We start from the raw sequence: 21,500 nt of genomic DNA, 5'->3' as shown, positions 1-21,500 counted from the left end.
CTGAACGGCACAAGGCTCAGTTGCGTTCGATCGTGGAGCATCCGTTCCATGTGGTGAAGAACCTGTTCGGATATCGCAAGGTGCGCTACCGCGGCCTCAAGAAGAACACCGCGCAGCTGCACAGCCTGTTCGCCCTGGCGAACCTGTACCGTGCGCGACAATGGGGGCTGCTGCCGCAGGGGTAGTGTGTCCGCAGGACCGGAAATCGCCCCTGTAACCGCCAAAAACGGCGGTTACAGGGGCCCAGGCCGGCCGTAATGGCCCCAGTGCCCTTCCAAAAACGCTTCGGCGGGGCACGGAGCCGGATGCAGGCCCATTGATCAGCGTTTCCCTAATACCAACTACGTATCCGTACTTTTAAAAAGTATATAGGCACAGGTCCGATGGCCCGTCAAGCACAGAGCGATGAAACTCACCCGGAGAATACACAGAATGACTAGGCGGTCTAAGGTTGATGTGTGGCGCGGTGGATACCCTCGGTCATCACCTCGACAAGGAAGTCGATCTCGTCCTCGGTAATCACGTAGGGCGGCATGAGGTAGGAGACATTACCCAATGGACGCAAAAGCGCACCCCGAGTAAGGGCATGCCGGTAGATTTCCAGGCCTCGACGTTCCTGCCAGGGATAAGGCGTACGGGAGGCCTTGTCTTGTACGAGTTCTACCGCAGCAATCATGCCGTGCTGCCGCACGTCCGCCACATGGGGGTGATCGGCGAGCGGTGCAAGGCGCTTTTTGATGTGAGACGCCAGCACTTTGTTACGTTCAAGAACGAGTTCAGAAGTAAAGATGTCCAGCGTCGCTAGCGCGGCACGACAGGCCAAAGGATTACCCGTATACGAATGTGAATGGAGAAACATATTGAGTTTCTCGTAATCATCGTAAAAGGCGTTGTAGATATCATCGGACGTCAGAACAGCGGCCATGGGCAGATATCCGCCTGTCAGCCCCTTGGACAGACACAGAAAGTCCGGGACCACGGGCCCCTGCTCGCAGGCGAACATGGTTCCCGTTCGGCCAAAACCCACCGCAATCTCGTCGGCGATCAGGTGAACGCCATGGCGATCACAGGCGGCGCGGAGCAGACGCAGGTACTCAGGGTCGTACATGCGCATGTGCCCTGCGCACTGCACCAGCGGCTCCACGATGACGGCACAAACCTCGTCCGCGTGTTCGGCGAGCACGGCCTCCATATGGGTGAACTGGCGGCGCGCTACATCGGCACAGCTCTCCCCTGGCTCGCGTTCGTAGCAGTCCGGTGCCGGTACGGTGATCACATCCAGCATCAGGGGCTTGTAAGTGGCGCTGTAGAGCGGGACATCGCTGACGGAAAGCGCCCCGAGGGTCTCCCCGTGGTAGCTGTTGGACAGCCGTATGAATCGGGTCTTTTCGCTCCGGCCACTGTTCAGCCAGTAGTGGAAGCTCATCTTGAGTGCGACCTCCACCCCGGCACTCCCGTTGTCCGCCAGAAACACCCGATCGAGCCCATCGGGGGTGAGGTCGATCAGCCGTTCACACAGCTCCACGACCGGCTCATGCGTGCAGCCCGCAAGAATCACATGTTCGAGCTCGTCCAGCTGGTCGCGTACCGCAGCATTGATCCGGGGATTCGCATGGCCGAACAGGTTGACCCACCAGGAGCTGATGGCATCGAGATACCGATTGCCGTCGAAGTCGTACAGCCAGACGCCCTCCCCGCGCTGGATCGGGAGCAGGGGCAAGGTCCCCTCCTCTCCGTAATCCTTCATCTGGGTGCAGGGGTGCCAGAGGGCACGCAGGTCCCGGCGTTTGAGCTGTTCGTTGTCCATGCAGTGAATTCTCGGGCGCTGTGGCTCCTCTGCGCTGGAAAGAAGGCGCCGGAGGGGCGAGTTTTTCGATGCGCGGAAAGTAGCAGGGGGTCCGTGGCCGGACAAGGCATCCCGCCTGTGCCCCGGGATTCAGCCACCCCCCTCTTCTGGGGTACCCTTTGCTGCCGGCCAGGAGGATCCCATGCACCCCGAATTTCCGCAGCAAGACATCATTCACCTCAACCACGCGGCGGTGGGCGCCTGGCCAAGGCGCACCGAAGAGGCGGTTTGCGAGTTCGCGCGCGAGAACGTCCGTCAGGGATCGAAGGACTACGGCCGATGGCTCAAGCAGGTGGATGCGACGCGCGAGCTGGCACGCGCCCTGATCGGCGCTCGCGATGCGGCGGATATCGCCTTCGTCAAGAACACCTCGGAAGCGCTGTCGATGGTGGCGTTCGGTCTGCCCTGGTCGGCGGGAGACAATATCGTCTTTCCGGCCGGGGAGTTCCCATCCAACCGGGTCGTCTGGCACGCGGCGGGCGAACGGTTCGGCGTCGAGGTGCGCGAGGTCGAGGTCGGCGATGAACCCGAACGCGACCTGCTGGCTGCCTGCGACCGTCAGACGCGGCTGGTCGCAACCAGTGCGGTGCGTTATGACTCGGGCATACGCGTGGATATCCAGGCACTCGGGGCGGAGCTGCGCGCCCGCGGGATCCTGTTCTGTGTCGACGCGATCCAGCACCTGGGCGCGCTGCCCTTCGACGCTCCGGGTTGCCACGCAGACTTCGTGATGGCGGATGGCCACAAGTGGATGCTGGCACCCGAGGGAATCGGGATCTTCTACGTGAACCCGGAGATTCGCGAACAGCTGCGGTTACAAGAGTACGGCTGGAACATGCTGGCCCACGCCGGTGACTTCGCAAACCCGAGCCTGACCCCTGCCCCGTCGGCGCGCCGATTCGAGCCGGGCAGCCACAACATGCTGGGCATCCATGCGCTGCATGCCAGCCTCTCGCTACTGCTGGAGGTGGGGATCGAGAACATCGACCACGACATCTGCTTCCACTGGCACCACCTGGCCGAGGAACTAGAGGCGATGGGGTGCGAGGTGCTTACGCCGCGTGTCCGTCGTGCGGGGATTCTGACCTTCCGCCCGCCTGCGGCAGATCTCGACACCGTTTACGCTCAGCTCCAGGCTGGCGGAGTCCTGTGCGCGGTACGGGGTGGGGGTATCCGCTTCTCGCCCCATTACTACCTGACGGATCAGCAGATCGAGCGTGCTCTGGATCAGGTGCAGAAGGCTCTCGGGATCGCGGCCTGACAGGCCGGAGCAATCCAACAGTTCAAAACGTGTGGGTCTTGCGGTCCGAGTTGAGCATGCCGCCCAGGTGTTCCTCGATTCGACGGTGTGTCACACCCTTGTCGGACTTGTTGAACTGTACGCCGACGCCACGCAGTCGGTTGCCCTGCGCCCTCGGCGGTGTGATCCACACCACCGTGCACGGGGTCGGCAGGCGGTCAGAGTCGTCCAGCAACGACAACAACAGGAAGACCTGGTCTCCGAGCTTGTAGGACTTGTCGGTAGGGATAAACAGCCCGCCGTTGGTCACGAAGGGCATGTACGCGGCGTACAGCGCCGGTTTTTCCTTGATTGCCAAGGTCAGCATGCCCTGCCCGGCCATGTTCCCTCCCGTGACGGTGTCTGGACTAGCGAGTATCCCCTATCCCGCGTGGCGCGCGCCACCCCCTTGGGGGATCCTGTCAGCGTCGCCCCAGCGCAAGCGCGATGGTCTCGCTGCGAAGCGCCGGATTCAGGTTTGCGCCACTCTGGCGTTGCCACTCCAGTGACTGCTGCGCCAGCCAGGCGAGACGACGCGCGCCGCGCGCGCGTGCGAAGTCCAGCAGGCGGTCGCGCGGAAATTGCTCGCCAAAGGCATCCAGTTGCCCCGCAAGCAGCAGGCGCTGCGCCGATAACAGCAAGGCCTGCAGGCGCGGGAGCAAGCGTTCCGGAACGCTGCGCTGCAGGGCGGCAGCACTAGAATGCAGATCTGCCGCATTCAGGAGCCCAGTCAGGATCTGACGATCGGTCTCCCAGGCCTCCAGCGCCGCGGAATCCGTCAGGATCTCCCGCGCCAGCAGCGGACGATTGAGGCTCGCAGCGTAGGCTTCAGCCACCCGTTCATGCTGATCGGTTTCAGCCGCAAGCCACTCGTGGACCTGTTCTATCGAAGGACTGACGACATCGACTTGCTGGCAACGGCTGCGAATGGTTGCGGGCAGACTGGCGGGACGCGCGGCCTCGAGAAACAGCGTAGCCCCGGCGGGCGGTTCTTCCAGTGTCTTCAGCAGGGCGTTGGCCGCGTTCACGTTCAGTGCGTCGGCCGGACGGATAATCAGCGCGCGCAGTGCCCCGCCCGAGCCGCTCAGGGTGAGGAATTCCGTGGCGTCGCGTACGGCATCGACCAGGATGTCCTTGCCGGGCTCGGCGGGCTCCAGCAACCGTACCTCCGGGTGCACGCCGCCCTCCAGGCTGCGACAGGCGTTGCACTCGCTGCAGGCGGGTTCATTGCCGGATGCCCGTTGGCACAGCAGACTCTGGACAACGCCGGTCGTCAACAGCGCCTTGCCCAACCCCGGGCTTCCGGTGATCAGAATCCCGCTGGGCAAGCGCCCGTCCCGCCCGCGCCGCACGAGGCGCTTCCGGATGGGCTCCAGCCAGGGCGGTTGGATCGGCATCAGACGCCCCGGGGCATGGTCTTGGTTTGCCACTCGTCCAGCGCCCGACGGACCGAGTCGGCCACCTGTTCAGGGGTGCCGTGGCCATCAATGACCCGATAGTGTTCAGGATAGGCCCGCGCCCGTTCCAGATAGGCCTCGCGTACCCGTGCGAAGAACTCCAGGGCCTCCCGCTCTATGCGGTCTCGTCGGCCCCGCTGCACGGCGCGTTCCAGCCCGGTGGCTGGGTCGATATCCAGCAAGAGCACCAGATCAGGCCGCAGATCCCCTTGCACCCAGTCTTCCAGCCGGGCCACGCGTTCCATCCCCAGCCCTCGACCCGCCCCCTGATAGGCGAAGCTGGCATCGGTGAAGCGATCGCTGACCACCCAGTGGCCCGCCGCGAGCGCGGGCCGGATCACCGCGGCAAGGTGCTGCGCACGGGCGGCGAACATCAACAGCAGTTCCGCCTCGGGACACATGCCGGGAAGGTCGGGATCGAGCAGTAATCCCCGCAACCGCTCGCCCAGCGCCGTACCCCCCGGCTCACGCGTGCATTCGGGCTCGATGCCCATCGCACGCAGGGTCTCCACCACTGTGGCTAACTGGGTGGATTTGCCCGAGCCCTCGATGCCTTCAAGCACCAGGAAGCGGGCGTCCCGGGATGCGGTTGCGGATGCGTCAGCTGTCATTGGCGGTTCCGGATGCCGTAGCGGGTACCATCGCCGCCCAGTTGATAGCGAATCACCGCCTGGCGATGCTCACGATACGTCTCGGAGAAGTGGTGCGTGCCATCGCCCCTGGAGACGAAGAACAGGTCGTTCGTCTCGGCCGGCTGCGCGGCCGCCTCGATGGCCGCCCGTCCCGGCAACGCGATGGGGGTCGGCGGTAGCCCGGTACGTGTGTAGGTGTTGTAGGGGTGATCGCGCTGGAGCTCGGCGCGGGTCAGCCGCTGCACGCCTGGTTCCTGCACATAGAGCAGCGTCGGGTCCGTCTGCAGCAGCATTCCGCGGCGAAGCCGGTTCACGAACACGCCCGCGACCCGGTCACGCTCCTCGCCGCGCCCGGTCTCGCGTTCGATGATCGAGGCCAGGATCAGGAGTTCGTACGGTGACTCGACCGGGTGGCCCTCGGTACGCGACTCCCAGGCGGAGTGCAGTGTGGCATCCATCGCGCGATGCGCACGCCGCAGCACATCCAGGGCATCGGTTCCGGAGCCAAAGAAGTAGGTGTCCGGCAAGAACCAGCCTTCGGGATGCCCCAGGTCTTCGAGACCCAACGCCTCCAGCAGGTTGTCCACCCCGACAGATTCCGATGGCCCCTCGATCTCCGGATGCTGGCGCAAGGCGCGCAGGGCCTGCGCGACCGTCCAGCCTTCCGGGACGGTCAGCCGATGCTGCACGACCTCGCCGCGTGCCATGGCGTGCAGCAGGCTGCGCGGGGTGGTGCCGGCATCCACCGCGTACTCGCCTGCCTGCAGTCGTGGTGCCAGTCCCTGGCGCCGTCCGTAGAGTTCGATCATCCAGGCATGCTCGACCCAGCCGCGACGCTCGAACTCCCGGCTCACCTGACGCAGCCCCTGCCCACGTTCGAGCTGGAACCGTTCCGTCTGATCCAGCGCCAGCGGCTGGTTGAGATCCTTGTGGTAACGATCGCCGAACCACCAGCCTCCAGCCAGCAGGCCGATCAGCAAACTACCGATTATCAGACCACTAATCCGCTTCATGGAGCGCCATACTCAGAACCCGAACCGGGTCATCCTGCCATGCCGTGTCCGGCATGTCCGTTTCGATCAGCCGGGCGGGGTGTAATCCCAGACGCGCATTGCTGACATAAATCCCGTCTGTCTGGTGCAAGGCCTGTGGGGCCGCGCACCGTTCCTGTACCGTGAAGCCGTGAGCCGCCGCATGGTCGAATATCCAGGCCCTGCGCGTACCCGCGATTCCCGCCTGGTCCACCGGGGGTGTAAACAGGTGCATCCCCTGACGCCACCAGAGATTGCCCTGTGTGGCGCTCGCCAGCCGTCCTTGGGTATCACAGACAACGGCCTCGTCCCAGTCGTCTTCCCAGGCTTGCCGGATCAACACCTGCTCCAGGCGGCTTGTGTGCTTGAGTCCCGCGAGCGCGGGCTGAACCGCGATCGCCACCTGCGACCACCCCATACGCAACAGCCTCGGTTCACCCCTGCCGGACTGAGGCAGTACGGGACCTGCGGACACGATCCGCGTCATTTTCACATTGTCGGGTGGCGCGTAACCCCGGGGCCCCTGCCCCCGGGTCACGGTAATGCGGGCCATACGACGCCCCGCTGGCGCGACCTGCTGCAGTTCGTCTCGCAGGCGCGATTCGTCAACGGACGGGAACCCGAGTCGTCTCAGCCCTCGTTCCAGCCGCGCGACATGATAAGGCCACAGGCGTGGCTGACCAGCCTCCATCATGATCGTCTCGAACAGTCCGTCGCCCAGCAACAGGCCCCGATCGTCACCCGGCACGCAGCTCTCGACGCCGTTGACGAGGATCATGCCCGTTTCTCCAGTGCATCCAGCAGACCATGGGCCTTGTGGCGGGTCTCGGCGAGTTCGCGATCGGGGTCCGAGTCCGCCACGATGCCCGCGCCCGCGCGAAAGCGCAGTTCGTTGCCGCGCAGCACCAGGGTGCGGATCAGGATGTTGGTATCCATGCGCCCATGCCGGCTCACATAGCCACAGGACCCGGTGTACGCCCCTCGGGGCGCGCCACCCTCGAGCTCCTGGATGATCTGCATGCTGCGTATCTTGGGGCACCCGGTAATGGTCCCGCCCGGAAACACGGCTCGCAGCACATCGCCCGCGCGCGTCCCGGGCTTTAACCGTCCCACGATACTCGACACGATATGATGAACCCGCCGGTAGCTCTCGACGGTCATCAGTTCGGCCACCCGCACGCTCCCGGCCGAGGCCACCCGCCCGATATCGTTGCGCTCCAGATCAACCAGCATCACGTGCTCAGACCGTTCCTTAATATTCCCGCGTAGTTCACTAAAAAGACGAGAATCTTTATCCGCATTGTCGTCCCGGCGACGCGTGCCGGCGATGGGCCGCGTCTCAACCTCGCCACCGTTCACAGATACCAGACGCTCGGGCGATGAGCTAATCACCTGGCCCTCGGGAAACTGTAGCCAGGCGGCGAACGGTGCGGCATTCGCGCGCCGCAGGCGCGCGTACAACGAAGCCCCGTCGAGTGCCTCTAGGCTGGCGGCCTTCCACTCGCGCGACAGATTCACCTGAAAGGTATCGCCCGCGCGAATGTACTCGAGTCCCTGCTTCACCGCCTCGCGATAGCGCTCCGGTTTCTCTTCGTCGATCGCGAACTCCGGCAGTACGCCTGGCCCCAGTACATCCCCCCGGCACCGCTCGACATCTGCCCGCATGTCCACGAGGGCGTCTGCCCCCTCCTCGCTCACCAGAAAGGTCTGATCGTCGTGATGATCCACAATGATGGCGGCGGGAAAGCGGATGGCACGGGCGGTGGGCAACCAGGGATCCGCGTGGCAGCGACCCAGGGCGGGTTCCAGGTCCCATGCCCATTCATACCCTAAATAGAGAAACCAGCCGCCGAGAAAAGGCAGATGGTCATAACCCGGCTCGATTTCAGTGGAGGCCCTTGAATCGCTCAGGTCCTGATCGAGCACGGACAACAGATCGTCATCCGCTCGGGCATCGACCGTTACACCGGGAAAAGCAAACAGGATCGAATAACGAGCCGGCGCCTGACCAATCAGGGCCGACTCGAGTAGGTGGGGATAGCGCTTCGGGAAGCGCCGGGCCAGGGGCGCCAGATCGATCCCGCGCCCCAGCCGTTCGACTGCCATATGCTGGCGGACTAGAGGGTGCGAAACACCAGGGTGCCGTTCGTGCCCCCAAAACCGAAGGAGTTCGACAGGCCCACCTTCGTGTTCATCTCGCGTGCCTCATTGGCCACGTAATCCAGATCACAACCCTCGCTCGGGTTGTCGAGATTGATCGTCGGCGGAGAGACCTGATCGCGCAGGGCCAGCGCCGTGAACACACCCTCGATGCCACCTGCCGCACCCAGCAGGTGCCCGGTCATCGACTTGGTGGAATTCACCAGCAGCTTGTAGGCGTGATCACCAAAGGCCTTCTTCAGCCCCTGCGTTTCCGCGAGATCGCCTGCGGGAGTGGAGGTGCCGTGGGCATTGATGTAGCCCACCTCTTCCGGGTTCACTCCGGCATCGTTCAGCGCACGAAGCATGCACTTGGCCGCACCCGCTCCATCCTGAGAAGGCTGGGTCATGTGGTAGGCATCGGCATTCCATGCAAAGCCGGCGACTTCGCAGTAGATATGGGCCCCGCGCGCCTTGGCGTGCTCGTATTCCTCGAGCATCATCACGCCGGCACCGTCACTGAGTACAAAGCCGTCGCGATCCTGGTCCCAGGGGCGCGAGGCCCGTTCGGGATCGTCATTACGGGTCGACAGCGCACGCGCGGCTGCAAAGCCCCCGATGCCCAGTGGCGTCGTGGCCATCTCGGCACCGCCGGCCACCATCGCATCCGCATCGCCATAGGCGATCATGCGGGCCGCGTCCCCAATGTTGTGCGTCGCGGTCGCGCAGGCCGACACGATCGAGATGTTCGGACCTTGCAGGTTGCGCATGATGGAGAGATTACCCGCCACCATGTTGATGATTGCACTGGGCACGAAGAACGGCGAAATCTTGCGTGCGCCGCCCTTGAGATAGGCGGCATAGGACCGTTCGATATACGGCAGGCCGCCAATCCCGGACCCAATCGCGACCCCGATGCGGTCCGCGTTTTCCTCGGTGACTTCCAGACCCGAGTCGTCCAGTGCCTGAATCCCGGCGGCCAGACCGTAGAGGACGAACGTGTCCATTTTCTTCTGGTCTTTCGTCGGGACATACTCATTGGCGTCGAAGTCCCGCACGGCACCGGAAATCTTGACCGGCATCTCCGATGCATCGAACACGTCGATGGGGGAAATGCCGCTCTTGCCGGCCTTGATGTTGGACCAGGCCTTGTCGATGGTAGAGCCGACCGGGGACACAATGCCCAGTCCGGTAATCACGACACGTCGCTTAGCCAATGATGTTCTCCTCGGAAAGACTGAAATACGCGCTCAACGAAACGACGAAGGGCCACTCTGCTCGCAGAGAGGCCCGTCCGCGTCCTGTTCGAGCGCCCAGGGGGCGCCCAATCAGTCCTTCATGTGCTCGTTGATGTAGTCGATCGCCTGCTGCACGGTGGTGATCTTTTCCGCCTGCTCGTCCGGGATTTCCGTCTCGAACTCTTCTTCGAGCGCCATCACCAGTTCCACGGTGTCCAGCGAGTCGGCACCCAGGTCGTCGACAAAGGCGGCACTGTTGGTGACGTCCTCTTCCTTGACGCCCAGCTGCTCGACAACGATCTTCTTGACGCGTTCTTCAATGCTACTCATGGTTCAGAAATCCCCTTCCAATTGAGGCGGCTTCGTTTGAAGGTTCGCCATTCTAGAGAAAAGCCCGGCTGCGTTCCAGGGAGACGCGAACCGCTCGGGCCTGCGCGGGACCTCGGGCCCCGCGGGTTGATCAGTGCATGAACATCCCGCCGTTCACATGCAGTGTTTCGCCGGTGATGTAGCCGGCCTCCTCGGAGGCCAGGAAGCCCACGGCAGCCGCGATCTCTTCCGGCGCGCCCAGGCGCCCCAGCGGGATCTGGCCCAGCAGGTGTTCCTTGGTTTCGTCCCCGAGCTCGCGGGTCATATCGGTATCAATGAAACCCGGGGCGACGGTATTGACGGTGATATTCCGGCTACCCACCTCGCGTGCCAGAGACCGCGCGAAACCCGCGAGCCCGGCCTTGGCCGCCGCGTAGTTCGTTTGACCGGCATTGCCAGCGGAGCCGACCACGGAGCCGATCAGGATGATGCGGCCACGACGCAGCTTCATCATGCCCTTCAGCAGACGCTGCGTCAGGCGGGCAGCGGCGGACAGGTTCGTGTTAATGATCGCATCCCACTCCTCGTCCTTCATCCGCATGAACAGGTTGTCGCGGGTAATGCCGGCATTGTTCACCAGCACCTCCACCGGTCCTTCCTGCTCCTGGATGCTGGAGAGCCCGGCCGCGACCGAATCCGCGTCGGTGACATCCATGGCAATACCTCGCCCGTTCCACTCGGACAGCGCCCCTGTAATGCGCTGGGCGCCGGATTCGCTGGTCGCGGTGCCCACGACCTGCAGGCCCTGGTCCGCAAGACGGCGGGCAATGGCCGCGCCAATGCCGCGGCTGGCCCCGGTCACCAGGGCCACTCGTTTGTTATCGGACATCATTCGCCTTCTGTGTTTGGACGTACTGGGAATCGAATGTAGAGGGTCAGCCGGCTGCCAGCCGGTTCACGGTGGCGTCCAGGGTATCGCGATCGGCCACATCGAACAGTTCCAGCCCGCGATCGATCCGCTTGGCCAGGCCGGTGAGCACGCGTCCCGGTCCGCATTCCACCTGTACCGCAACACCCTGGCCGCGAAGCCCCTGGATGGTCTCCACCCAGCGCACCGGCCGGTAGAGCTGCGCGGCCAGATTGGCCTTGATCGCCTCGGCCGTCTCGGCGGGCGCCGCAGTCACATTCTGCCAAACGGGGATTTTCGGGGCCGCAAAGCTCGTCGTGTCGAGAACCGACTGCAGGCGTTCGGCGGCCGGCCGCATCAGCGCGCAATGCGACGGCACGGACACGGGCAGCTTGAGCGCCCGCTTGGCCCCGGCGTCCTTCGCCGCACCAACCGCCCGGTCGACCGCCACGGCCGCACCTGCGATCACCACCTGCCCGGGGGCATTCAGGTTGACGGCCTCAAGGACCTCGCCACTCGCGTTCTCCGCACAGAGTTGTTCGACCGCGGCATCGTCGAGACCGAGGATCGCAGCCATTGCGCCCTCGCCCTCGGGCACGGCAGCCTGCATGGCGCGAGCCCGTTCGGCCACCAGTCGCACCGCATCGGGGAACCGCAGCACGCCCGCCGCGACCAGCGCGCTGTACTCGCCCAGGCTGTGGCCCGCCACCGCGGCGGGACGCGCGTCCGTCTGCTGCGTCAGCAACCGCCAGGTGGCCACGCCGGCCGCGAGCATCACCGGCTGGGTCCATTCGGTCTGGTTCAGTTGCTCGACCGGACCGTGCTGGCACAGGCTCCACAGATCGGCATCCAGGCAGTCCGAAGCCTCCTGAAAGGTATCGCGTACGACCGCGTGGTCGTCGCCCAGATCAGTGAGCATGCCGGTGGACTGGGAGCCCTGCCCCGGAAAGACTGCGGCCCAGGTAGTGGTCATTCGCTATTCGTCTCGCGCGTAAAAAGCGGGCGTAGTGTAGGCCCAAGGGAAACACTGATCAATGTACACGCCCGCCATCCTCCGCGAATGGCGGGCACCCGGCCACCCGTACCCGGCAGCTGTCACGCGGAAAACCCCGTGTTGACTTGTGTTCGCGCGTGGCATCCGGATAATGTCGCCACCGAATTCAATACCCGAGGAACTGCATGGCGAAGGAAGACGAAATCGAGCTGGAAGGAACGGTGGTGGAGACCCTGCCGAATACGACGTTCCGGGTAGAGCTCGAAAACGGGCACACCATCACCGCCCATATCTCCGGCAAGATGCGCAAGCACTACATCCGCATCCTGCGTGGCGACAAGGTGATCGTGCAGATGACCCCCTACGACCTGACCAAGGGCCGTATCGTCTACCGCAACAAGTAGTTCCGCCCCCGGGGGCCGGTCCACTCCCAAAACCAAAGGGCCCATCCCCGAATGACGAAGCCCCGGCTGGACCGGGGCTTCGTGGTTTCTGCAGGCCGGGATGCGGTTCAGGAGACCGCCGGCTCGCGGATATCGAGCTCCAGCCCGGATTCGCCCACCCGGACCACGACCTCGCCCCCCTGCGCCAGACGCCCGAACAGCAACTCGTCGGCCAGCGGCTTCTTGATGTGCTCCTGCAGCGTGCGCGCCATCGGACGTGCGCCCATCTTGACGTCGTAGCCATGCTCGGCCAGCCAGGCGCGGGCATCCGGTTCCACCGTCAGATGCACTTTCTTCTCGTCCAGCTGGGCCTGGAGCTGCGTCAGGAACTTGTCCACGACATTGAGAATGGTCGCCTCGTCCAGCGGGCCGAACTGGATGGTGGCATCCAGTCGATTGCGGAACTCAGGCGTGAAGGTCCGCTTGATCGCCTCCGTGGAATCGCTGGAGTGATCCTGCTGGGTAAACCCCACGGACGGGCGGCTGGCCTGCTCCGCACCGGCATTCGTGGTCATCACCAGGATCACGTTGCGGAAGTCCACCTCGCGGCCATTGGCATCCGTCAGCGTGCCGTGGTCCATCACCTGAAGCAGCACGTTGAAGACATCCGGATGGGCCTTCTCGATCTCGTCCAGCAGCAGCACCGAGTGCGGATGCTTGAGGATCGCATCGGTCAGCAGCCCGCCTTCGTCGTAGCCGACATAGCCGGGCGGCGCCCCGATCAAGCGCGAGACCGTGTGGCGCTCCATGTACTCGGACATGTCGAAGCGCGCCAGATGAATCCCCAGCTGTTGCGCCAGTTGACGCGTGACCTCGGTCTTGCCGACCCCGGTCGGCCCGGCGAACAGGAACGACCCGATCGGCTTGTCCATATCGCCCAGACCGGAACGCGCCATCTTGATCGAGGTCGCGAGCGTCCCGATCGCCTCGTCCTGGCCGAAGACGGTCATCTTCAGGTTGCGTTCGAGGTTGCGCAGTGTCTCCTTGTCAGAGCTGGAGACCGATTTCGGCGGGATGCGCGCGATCTTGGCCACGATCGTCTCGATATCCTGCACGCCAATGGTCTTCTTGCGCTGACTCATCGGCAGCAACTGCCGGCTGGCACCGGCCTCGTCGATCAGGTCGATCGCCTTGTCCGGCAGGAACCGGTCGGTGATGTAGCGATCCGCCAGTTCCGCGGCGGCACGCAGCGCCGGGCGCGTGAAGCGGACATTGTGGTGCGCCTCGAAGCGCGACTTCAGCCCCCGCAGGATCTGCTCGGTCTCGTCCACGGTCGGCTCCGGCACCTCGATCTTCTGGAAACGACGGGCCAGGGCGCGGTCCTTCTCGAAGATGCCGCGATATTCCTGGTAGGTGGTCGAGCCGATGCACTTCAGCTCGCCCGAGGCGAGCATCGGCTTGATCAGGTTGGAGGCGTCCATCACCCCGCCGGAGGCAGCACCCGCACCGATGATGGTGTGGATCTCGTCGATGAACAGCACCGCGCCGGGCTCCTTCTTAAGCTGCGCCAGCACGCCCTTCAGACGCTTTTCGAAATCACCGCGATACTTGGTTCCGGCCACCAGCGCGCCCAGATCGAGTGCGTAGACGGTCGCGGATTCGATGGCCTCGGGCACCTGCTCGTCGACGATACGGCGGGCCAGGCCCTCGGCGATTGCGGTTTTGCCGACACCGGCCTCGCCCACCAGCAGCGGGTTGTTCTTGCGCCGGCGGCAGAGGATCTGGATGGTCCGCTCGATCTCGTGGTCGCGTCCGATCAGCGGGTCGATTTCGTCCTTGCGCGCCTTCTCGTTGAGATTGGTCGCGTACAGATGCAGCGCGTTGGTCTTTTCCTCGCGCTCGCCCTCCACCGGCTCCGGCTGCGGATCGTTTGGATTCTGCTGTCCCCCCAGTTCGTCTTCTCCAACCTTGGAGATGCCGTGAGAGATGAAATTCACCACGTCCAGGCGGCTGATGTTCTGCTGCCCGAGCACGTAAAGCGCCTGGCTGTCCTGTTCGCCGAACAGTGCGACGAGCACGTTCGCCCCGGAGACCTCCTTGCGGCCGCTGGACTGCACATGAAAGACCGCCCGTTGCAGGACCCGCTGGAATCCCAGGGTCGGCTGCGTCTCGCGTGAGTCATTCGGCGGGATGCGCGGGGTGTTCTCGTCGATGTATACCTCGAGCTCGTCGCGGATGCGGTCGAGATCGCCCCCACAGGCGCGCAACACCGTCGCGGCACTGGGGTTCTGCGCCAGCGCCATCAGGAGGTGCTCCACGGTCACGAACTCGTGGCGCTTCTCCCGGGCTTCCTTGAAGACCATGTTCAGGCTGAATTCGAGTTCCTTGTCGAGCATGGGAGTCAGACCTCCTCCATCGAGCAAAGCAGTGGATGCTGGTGGCTACGGGCGTAATCGTTCACCTGTGCCACCTTCGTCTCGGCCACGTCCCGGGTATAGATGCCGCATATTCCCTTGCCGCGTGTATGCACGTGCAGCATCACCTGGGTGGCCTTTTCGCGATCCATACTGAAGAAGGTCTCCAGCACCTCGACCACGAACTCCATAGGCGTGAAGTCGTCGTTGAGCAGCACCACCTTGTACTGCCGCGGTGGCTTGAGCTCCGGCCTCGATTCTTCGACCGCGGTATTGCTGTCGTGATCGGGGATCTGGGGCTTTTTCTCACTCATCGGTCGAACTCACGCTTTCAGCGGTTTGGTCATGCCAGTTCGGCCATCCAGGGAAACACTGATCCAATGTCTCCCTGGCTCCTTAGGCCATGTTCATGGTCGTTCGGTTCCGGGCTCGGGCCAAGTGCCCGCACCCGCTGTCATTACATGTGCTTGATCAGGGCCTCGCCAAAGGCCGAGCAGCTCACCGGCTCGACGTTGTCCATCAACCGGGCGAAGTCATAGGTCACCTCGCCCGCGCTGATTGCGCCGCCCATGCCCTTCACGACCCGATCGGCCGCCTCGGACCAGCCCAGGTGGCGCAGCATCATCTCGGCCGACAGGATCAGCGAGCCCGGATTGACCTTGTCCTGACCGGCATACTTCGGGGCGGTCCCGTGGGTCGCCTCGAACATCGCCGTGGTATCGGAAAGGTTGGCGCCGGGTGCGATACCGATACCCCCGACCTGCGCAGCCAGTGCATCGGAGATGTAGTCGCCGTTCAGGTTCAGCGTGGCGATCACCGAATAGTCTTCTGGCCGCAACAGGATCTGCTGCAGGAAGGCATCCGCGATCACGTCCTTGATCACGATCTCGCGGCCGGTCTTCGGGTTCTTGAAGGTCTGCCACGGGCCACCGTCCAGATCCTTCGCGCCGAACTCCTCGCGCGCCAGCTCGTAGCCCCAGGCCTTGAAGGAGCCCTCGGTGAATTTCATGATGTTACCCTTGTGCACCAGCGTCACCGAGGGGCGGTCGTTGTCGATCGCGTACTCGATGGCCTTGCGCACCAGGCGCTTGGTGCCCTCGCTGGAGACCGGCTTCACGCCGATGCCGGCGGTATCCGGGAAACGGATCTGGGTCACGCCCATCTCGTTTTGCAGGAAGTCGATGACCTTCTTCACCTCCGGCGTGCCGGATTCGAACTCGATGCCGGCGTAGATGTCCTCCGAGTTCTCGCGGAAGATCACCATGTCGGTCTTTTCCGGCTCTTTCAACGGGCTCGGGGTGCCGTCGTAGTAGCGCACCGGGCGCAGGCAGACGAACAAGTCCAGCTTTTGGCGCAGCGCAACGTTCAGGGATCGGAACCCGCCGCCCACCGGGGTCGTCAGCGGTCCCTTGATGGACACGCGATAGTCCTTGACCGCCTCCAGGGTTTCTTCCGGCAGCCCGGAGTTGTCGTCATAGACCTGCGTGGCCTTTTCGCCCGCATAGACCTCCATCCATTCGATCGCCTTCTGGCCACCGTAGGCCTTTTCCACCGCCGCATCGGTCACCCGGCGCATCACTGGCGTGATGTCCACACCGATCCCGTCCCCCTCGATAAAGGGGATGATCGGGCGCTCCGGCACCACCGGCTTGCCCTGCTCGTCGACGGTGATGCGCTCGCCCTTTTCGGGGACCTGAATGTGCTGGTAGGCCATGCAAACTCCTTGTGCGTGAGAATTGAATTTCGTTCTCCGGGATTATACATACCCATCCGCTTCCGCCGAGGGGAACGTGGTCTGCAAAACGCCAGCGCGACGGGCCGCTGCGTTATCATTCGCGGCATGACTGAACGCCTGCCCTGCCATATCACCGTCGCCGCCGTCATCGAGCGGGACGGGCGCTTCCTGTTCGTCGAGGAGACCGACGACGGCCGCCATGTACTGAACCAGCCTGCCGGCCATCTCGATGCCGAGGAGGACCTGGTCGAAGCGGTGATCCGTGAGGTCCACGAGGAGACCTGTCTGGACTTCCAGCCGGAGGCCCTGCTCGGCTGCGACCTGCTCGCGCTCGCCAATGGCGCGGTAACGCTGCGCGTCGCGTTCTGCGGCACGGCAAGCGACCCCAGCCATCCGCCGGCCCGCGATCCCGCCATCCATGCCCTCCACTGGCTGACCCCGGACGAGGCGCGTCGCGGCTGGCCGCTGCGCAGCCCGCTGGTCCTGCGCACCATCCGCCGCTATCAGGATGGCATGCGCCTGCCGCTGGCGGCGGCCGGCTCGCTGGTTCATGCGGAGGGGCCGTGAGCGGCCCCGAGCGGGTCATCGTGGGCCTGTCGGGCGGGGTGGACTCGGCCGTGGCGGCCAGCCGCCTGCTGGAGGCCGGCTATCGCGTCGAAGGCCTGTTCATGAAGAACTGGGAAGATGACGATGACGCGGAGTACTGCGCCGCCGAGGCCGATTTTGAGATGGCCCGCGAGGTCGCGGCCTGTCTCGAGATCCCCCTGCACAAGGCGAACTTCGCCGAGGACTATCGCCAGCGAGTGTTTCGCCACTTCCTGCACGAATACGAGGCGGGCCGGACGCCGAATCCGGACATCCTGTGCAACCGGGAGATCAAGTTTCGCTCGTTCCTGGATCACGCCCGGCAGCTGGGCGCGCAAAGGATCGCCACCGGCCACTACGCCCGTGTGCGCCACCTCCCCGGCCACAGCGAGCTGTGCATGGCGGCGGATGCCAACAAGGATCAGACCTATTTCCTGCACACCTTGACGCAGGAGCAATTGCGCCCCGCGCTGTTCCCGCTGGGGGACATCCCCAAGGATCAGGTCCGGGCGCGTGCTCGCGAGCTGGGGCTGCCCAACCACGCCCGCAAGGATTCCACCGGCATCTGCTTCATCGGCGAGCGCCGCTTCCGCGATTTCCTGGCGCAATACCTGCGTGCGCCGGAGGGCGAGATGTGCACGCCCGAAGGTCAGGTCGTGGGGCACCACCAGGGCCTGATGTTCTACACCCTGGGGCAGCGCCAGGGACTCGGCATCGGCGGAATCGACGGGTTTCCCGAGGCCCCCTGGTATGTGGTGGACAAGGATCTGGGGAGCAATCGGCTGATCGTCGCGCAGGACCCGCGGCATCCGCTACTGATGAGCCCCGATATCGAGACGGAGGCGGTCCACTGGATTCATCGCGCGCCCGAGCCGGGGCGGCCGGTCATGGCGCGTCTGCGTCATCGCCAGCCCTTGCAGCCCTGCCGGCTGGAACCCGTCGATGGGGGCCGTCTGCGCGTTCGCTTCGAGACCCCTCAGCGTGCGGCCACGCCCGGTCAGTCGGCGGTTTTTTATGACGGCGACATGTGTCTGGGAGGTGCCGTGATTGCCATCCGCCGCACACTGGCCGGTGAGTCAGAAGCCCCGGTTCCGGTATAGTAGGCGCGTTTTCCGTATCCACCCACTCACGCCTGCTCCGGGAGCCCTCCCGCTTGGACCGTAACGACCACAACCGCACCCTGGCGCTGGCCGCCCTCTTCCAATGCGCGAGTCTGGTCAAGGACCTGGCCTGGCGCGGCAGCTGCGACGAGTACGAATTCGAGATCCTGATTGGCAGCCTGTTCGCGTTCGACGCGGAGAAGCCCGAGGATGTCTACCGCGGCGCTATTAGCTTGCGCCCGGGCCTGGAGCGGGTGCAGAGCCAGCTGCAAAATGGCGGCAAGCCACCGGATATGGAGATCACCCGCTACGCGGTGGGCCTGATTTTTCTGGAGCGCAAGCTGCAAAAACGCCCGGACATGCTGCAAAAGCTGGGCGACGGGCTGCAAGGTGCCCAGCGGCAGGTAGACTATTTCACCATCACGCACGAGAGCGTGATCGCCCGCCTGGCCGAGATTTACAAAGAGACCATCTCCGAGCTGGGCCCCCGTATCGTCGTCCAGGGCGAGCAGAATCATCTTTCCAATCCCGAGATCGCCGCGCGCGTGCGCGCCCTGCTGCTGGCAGGCATCCGTGCCGCCGTGCTCTGGCGCCAGGCGGGTGGATCTCGGTGGAAACTTCTTCTGGGCCGCAAGCGACTGATTCGCCAAGCGGACCATATCCTTCAACGACTGAACACCTGACAGCGGATAACGCATCATGAGCCACGCAGAACCGAAAAAGACCGAAAACCTCTCTGCCGGCGGCCGCGAGTGCCGTTACGTGCCGATTACCGATGACCCGCGCGCCCGGGACCTGCCCTACGCGCTGAAGATCCTGCTCGAGAACCTGATGCGCTTCGAGGACGAGCGCACGGTCCGGCGCGCCGATATCGAGGCGCTGCTCGACTGGGACCCGAAGGCCGAGCCCACCCAGGAAATCGCCTTCCGGCCCGCCCGCGTTCTGCTGCAGGACTTCACCGGCGTGCCCGCAGTGGTCGATCTCGCGGCCATGCGCGATGCGATGGAAGCCCTCGGCGGCGACCCGAAAAAGATCACGCCGCTGCAACCTGCTGAGCTCGTGATCGACCACTCGGTACAGGTCGACGAATACGGCAGCGCAAACGCGATGAACCTCAATGCAGAGCTCGAATATTCGCGCAACCGCGAGCGCTACAGCTTCCTCAAGTGGGGCCAACAGGCGTTCGACACCTTCAAGGTTGTCCCGCCGGACACCGGCATCGTCCACCAGGTCAATCTTGAACACCTGGCGCGCACCGTGTTCGTCGAGGACCGCGACGATGGCAGCTGCCTCGCCTATCCCGACACGCTGGTGGGGACCGACTCGCACACTACGATGATCAACGGTCTTGGCGTGCTGGGCTGGGGTGTGGGCGGTATCGAGGCCGAGGCCGCGATGCTCGGCCAGCCGATCTCCATGTTGATCCCGCAGGTGGTGGGCTTCCGCATGACCGGCCGACTGGCCGAGGGGGCCACGGCGACCGATCTCGTGCTGGTGATCGTCGAGATGCTGCGCAAGAAGGGGGTGGTGGGAAAATTCGTCGAGTTCTTCGGTGACGGCCTGGCGGATCTGCCGCTGGCCGACCGTGCCACCATCGCCAACATGGCGCCGGAGTATGGCGCGACCTGCGGCATCTTCCCGATCGACGACGAGACCCTGGAGTACCTGCGCCTGACGGGGCGCGAGGCGGGGCACATCGAGTTCATCGAAGCCTACGCCAGGGCCCAGGGCCTGTGGCGCAACGATAACGCCCCGATCGCCCGCTACACCGACATGCTCGAGCTGGACCTCGCCACGGTCGAACCAAGCCTGGCCGGCCCCAAACGCCCGCAGGACCGCATTGCGTTGAGCCAGGCCGGAGCCGAGATCAGCCGCCACCTGGATACCATGCTCAAGGAACGTGACAGCGGCGCCGACGAACCCGAGGATGCCGAGCGCTTCGCGGCCGAAGGCGGCCACACCGCGGTGGGCGTGGAGCACCAGGCCGAAGAGCCTCATCACACGGCCATCGAGATGAACGGCGAGACCTTCACCCTCGACCACGGCGATATCGTGATCGCGGCGATTACCTCCTGCACCAACACCTCGAACCCGTCGGTCATGCTGGGGGCCGGCCTGGTCGCCCGCAAGGCCCGGGAACTGGGCCTGCAGGTCAAGCCCTGGGTCAAGACCTCCCTGGCCCCCGGCTCCCGTGTGGTCACGGACTATCTGCAAAAGTCCGGGCTGCTGGAGGACCTGGAGGCATTGGGCTTCCACGTGGTCGGTTATGGCTGTACCACCTGTATCGGCAACTCCGGGCCCCTGCCCGAGCCAATCAGCGAGGCCATCATCAAGGATGACCTGATCGTCAGCGCCGTCCTCTCTGGCAACCGCAACTTCGAGGGGCGTATCCATTCGGAGGTGCAGATGAATTTCCTGGCGTCGCCGCCCCTGGTGGTGGCCTATGCGCTGGCCGGGCGCAGCACGCTGGATTTGTACAACGACCCGCTGGGCGAAGACGCGCAAGGCAATCCGGTATTCCTGAAGGACGTGTGGCCGACGACCGAAGAGGTCCATCAGGCGGTCCAGGCGCATGTCGGCGCCCGGAGCTTCACCACCGCCTATGGCGACCTGTATACGGGCGAGGACCGCTGGCGCAACCTCGAGGCGCCTACCGGCGACCGCTTCGAGTGGCAGGACGACTCCACCTACGTGCGCAACCCGCCCTACTTCGAAGGCATGGGCATGACGCCCGAGCCGCTGACGGACATCCAGGGTGCCCGTGTTCTGGCCCTGCTGGGCGACTCGGTGACCACCGACCACATCTCGCCGGCGGGCTCCATTGCCAAGGACAGCCCGGCCGGACGCTACCTCGAGGAACAGGGCGTGAAGCCCGCCGACTTCAACTCCTACGGCTCGCGGCGCGGCAACCACGAGGTGATGATGCGCGGAACCTTCGCCAATGTCCGCCTGCGCAACCTGCTGGCGCCCGGTACCCAGGGTGGCGTCACGGTGCATCTGCCGGACGGCGAGCCGATGTCCATCTATGACGCCGCGATGCAGTACAAGAAGGAAGACACGCCGCTGATCGTCATCGCCGGGCAGGAGTACGGTACCGGCTCCTCGCGCGACTGGGCCGCCAAGGGCACGCTGTTGCTGGGCGTAAAGGCGGTCATCGTGGAGAGCTACGAGCGCATCCATCGCTCCAATCTGGTCGGAATGGGCGTTCTGCCGCTACAGTTCCTGCCGGGTGACAATGCGGCCAGCCTGGGCCTCACGGGGCGCGAGACCTTCTCGATTACCGGCGTGAACAACGGCGAGGCCCGCGAAGCAACCGTCACCGCCGTTGCCGATGACGGCGAGCGTACGACCTTCAACGTCCGGGTTCGCCTGGATACGCCGCAGGAAGTCGACTACTACCGCCACGGCGGCATCCTGCCCTATGTGTTGCGCCAACTCGCTCAATGAGACT

21 protein-coding genes are annotated in these 21,500 nt (G+C 64.4%); 7 read left to right on the top strand and 14 right to left on the bottom strand.

Going from position 1 to position 21,500, the window contains the following annotated elements; all coding sequences use genetic code 11:
* A partial coding sequence (locus tag F813_RS13695) for a transposase (protein WP_017926660.1) occupies positions 1-185 on the top strand: 185 nt, incomplete at its 5' end.
* 260 nt (positions 186-445) lie between these two features.
* Here F813_RS13695 and F813_RS0111345 read toward each other — a convergent pair.
* Positions 446-1,807, bottom strand: a complete 1,362-nt coding sequence (locus F813_RS0111345) for an adenosylmethionine--8-amino-7-oxononanoate transaminase (protein WP_017926659.1) — start codon at positions 1,805-1,807, stop codon at positions 446-448.
* 181 nt (positions 1,808-1,988) lie between these two features.
* On the opposite strand from F813_RS0111345, the gene F813_RS0111340 reads away from it, so the two are divergent.
* Positions 1,989-3,107: an aminotransferase class V-fold PLP-dependent enzyme gene (locus F813_RS0111340; protein ID WP_017926658.1), complete on the top strand. Its 1,119-nt coding sequence runs from the start codon at positions 1,989-1,991 to the stop codon at positions 3,105-3,107.
* A gap of 22 nt (positions 3,108-3,129) precedes the next feature.
* On the opposite strand, the gene F813_RS0111335 is transcribed toward F813_RS0111340, so the two are convergent.
* The 10 genes from F813_RS0111335 to fabD all read right to left on the bottom strand — a co-directional run bounded on the left by F813_RS0111335 (position 3,130) and on the right by fabD (position 11,811).
* Positions 3,130-3,468 carry a PilZ domain-containing protein gene (locus tag F813_RS0111335; protein ID WP_012982650.1) on the bottom strand — a complete coding sequence of 113 codons (339 nt, stop codon included), beginning with the start codon at positions 3,466-3,468 and terminating at the stop codon, positions 3,130-3,132.
* Between the two features lie 79 nt (positions 3,469-3,547).
* Positions 3,548-4,555 carry a DNA-directed DNA polymerase gene (locus F813_RS0111330; RefSeq protein WP_026148264.1) on the bottom strand — a complete coding sequence of 336 codons (1,008 nt, stop codon included), beginning with the start codon at positions 4,553-4,555 and terminating at the stop codon, positions 3,548-3,550.
* Positions 4,522-5,193, bottom strand: a complete 672-nt coding sequence (tmk, locus tag F813_RS0111325) for a dTMP kinase (protein ID WP_017926656.1) — start codon at positions 5,191-5,193, stop codon at positions 4,522-4,524. Before tmk ends, F813_RS0111330 begins: the two co-directional genes overlap by 34 nt.
* Positions 5,190-6,227: an endolytic transglycosylase MltG gene (mltG, locus tag F813_RS0111320; protein ID WP_026148263.1), complete on the bottom strand. Its 1,038-nt coding sequence runs from the start codon at positions 6,225-6,227 to the stop codon at positions 5,190-5,192. Before mltG ends, tmk begins: the two co-directional genes overlap by 4 nt.
* Positions 6,214-7,023 (bottom strand): aminodeoxychorismate lyase, encoded by an 810-nt coding sequence (gene pabC, locus F813_RS0111315; RefSeq protein WP_017926654.1) that lies wholly within the window; start codon positions 7,021-7,023, stop codon positions 6,214-6,216. Before pabC ends, mltG begins: the two co-directional genes overlap by 14 nt.
* On the bottom strand, positions 7,020-8,351 hold the full coding sequence (locus tag F813_RS0111310) for an aminodeoxychorismate synthase component I (protein ID WP_017926653.1): 1,332 nt from the start codon (positions 8,349-8,351) through the stop codon (positions 7,020-7,022). Before F813_RS0111310 ends, pabC begins: the two co-directional genes overlap by 4 nt.
* Positions 8,352-8,362: 11 nt before the next feature.
* On the bottom strand, positions 8,363-9,583 hold the full coding sequence (gene fabF, locus F813_RS0111305) for a beta-ketoacyl-ACP synthase II (RefSeq protein ID WP_017926652.1): 1,221 nt from the start codon (positions 9,581-9,583) through the stop codon (positions 8,363-8,365).
* A gap of 129 nt (positions 9,584-9,712) precedes the next feature.
* Positions 9,713-9,952: an acyl carrier protein gene (gene acpP / locus F813_RS0111300; RefSeq protein ID WP_012982657.1), complete on the bottom strand. Its 240-nt coding sequence runs from the start codon at positions 9,950-9,952 to the stop codon at positions 9,713-9,715.
* A 130-nt stretch (positions 9,953-10,082) separates the two neighbouring features.
* Entirely contained in the window at positions 10,083-10,820 is a 738-nt protein-coding gene (gene fabG, locus F813_RS0111295) for a 3-oxoacyl-ACP reductase FabG (RefSeq protein ID WP_026148262.1), read from the bottom strand.
* A gap of 46 nt (positions 10,821-10,866) precedes the next feature.
* Positions 10,867-11,811, bottom strand: a complete 945-nt coding sequence (fabD, locus tag F813_RS0111290) for an ACP S-malonyltransferase (RefSeq protein WP_017926650.1) — start codon at positions 11,809-11,811, stop codon at positions 10,867-10,869.
* Positions 11,812-12,017: 206 nt separating this feature from the next.
* On the opposite strand from fabD, the gene infA reads away from it, so the two are divergent.
* Positions 12,018-12,236 carry a translation initiation factor IF-1 gene (infA, locus tag F813_RS0111285; RefSeq protein ID WP_012982660.1) on the top strand — a complete coding sequence of 73 codons (219 nt, stop codon included), beginning with the start codon at positions 12,018-12,020 and terminating at the stop codon, positions 12,234-12,236.
* A gap of 107 nt (positions 12,237-12,343) precedes the next feature.
* On the opposite strand, the gene clpA is transcribed toward infA, so the two are convergent.
* The 3 genes from clpA to icd all read right to left on the bottom strand — a co-directional run bounded on the left by clpA (position 12,344) and on the right by icd (position 16,343).
* Positions 12,344-14,611, bottom strand: coding sequence for an ATP-dependent Clp protease ATP-binding subunit ClpA (gene clpA, locus F813_RS0111280; RefSeq protein ID WP_012982661.1), 2,268 nt, complete (start codon positions 14,609-14,611; stop codon positions 12,344-12,346).
* Between the two features lie 5 nt (positions 14,612-14,616).
* A complete protein-coding gene (gene clpS / locus F813_RS0111275; RefSeq protein ID WP_012982662.1) occupies positions 14,617-14,943 on the bottom strand; it encodes an ATP-dependent Clp protease adapter ClpS in 327 nt (108 codons plus the stop codon).
* A gap of 143 nt (positions 14,944-15,086) precedes the next feature.
* Positions 15,087-16,343 carry an NADP-dependent isocitrate dehydrogenase gene (icd, locus tag F813_RS0111270; RefSeq protein ID WP_017926649.1) on the bottom strand — a complete coding sequence of 419 codons (1,257 nt, stop codon included), beginning with the start codon at positions 16,341-16,343 and terminating at the stop codon, positions 15,087-15,089.
* 126 nt (positions 16,344-16,469) lie between these two features.
* On the opposite strand from icd, the gene F813_RS0111265 reads away from it, so the two are divergent.
* From F813_RS0111265 to acnA, 4 genes are read left to right on the top strand one after another with little or no spacing between them, the layout of a single operon-like run.
* Complete coding sequence (locus F813_RS0111265; RefSeq protein WP_012982664.1) at positions 16,470-16,931, top strand: NUDIX hydrolase; 462 nt, start codon at positions 16,470-16,472, stop codon at positions 16,929-16,931.
* Positions 16,928-18,049 carry a tRNA 2-thiouridine(34) synthase MnmA gene (mnmA, locus tag F813_RS0111260; protein WP_017926648.1) on the top strand — a complete coding sequence of 374 codons (1,122 nt, stop codon included), beginning with the start codon at positions 16,928-16,930 and terminating at the stop codon, positions 18,047-18,049. Before F813_RS0111265 ends, mnmA begins: the two co-directional genes overlap by 4 nt.
* A gap of 53 nt (positions 18,050-18,102) precedes the next feature.
* Positions 18,103-18,732: a high frequency lysogenization protein HflD gene (hflD, locus tag F813_RS0111255; RefSeq protein WP_017926647.1), complete on the top strand. Its 630-nt coding sequence runs from the start codon at positions 18,103-18,105 to the stop codon at positions 18,730-18,732.
* A gap of 16 nt (positions 18,733-18,748) precedes the next feature.
* The gene (gene acnA / locus F813_RS0111250; RefSeq protein ID WP_012982667.1) at positions 18,749-21,496 is read left to right on the top strand and encodes an aconitate hydratase AcnA; all 2,748 of its coding nucleotides are present in this window, start codon (positions 18,749-18,751) and stop codon (positions 21,494-21,496) included.
* Positions 21,497-21,500 lie beyond the last annotated feature (4 nt).

It is taken from the genome of Thioalkalivibrio sp. HL-Eb18 (assembly GCF_000364985.1).
GTDB lineage: Bacteria > Pseudomonadota > Gammaproteobacteria > Ectothiorhodospirales > Ectothiorhodospiraceae > Thioalkalivibrio.
Note: the sequence above shows the minus strand (reverse complement) of the source record. Positions and strands in the feature narration are given on the sequence as shown.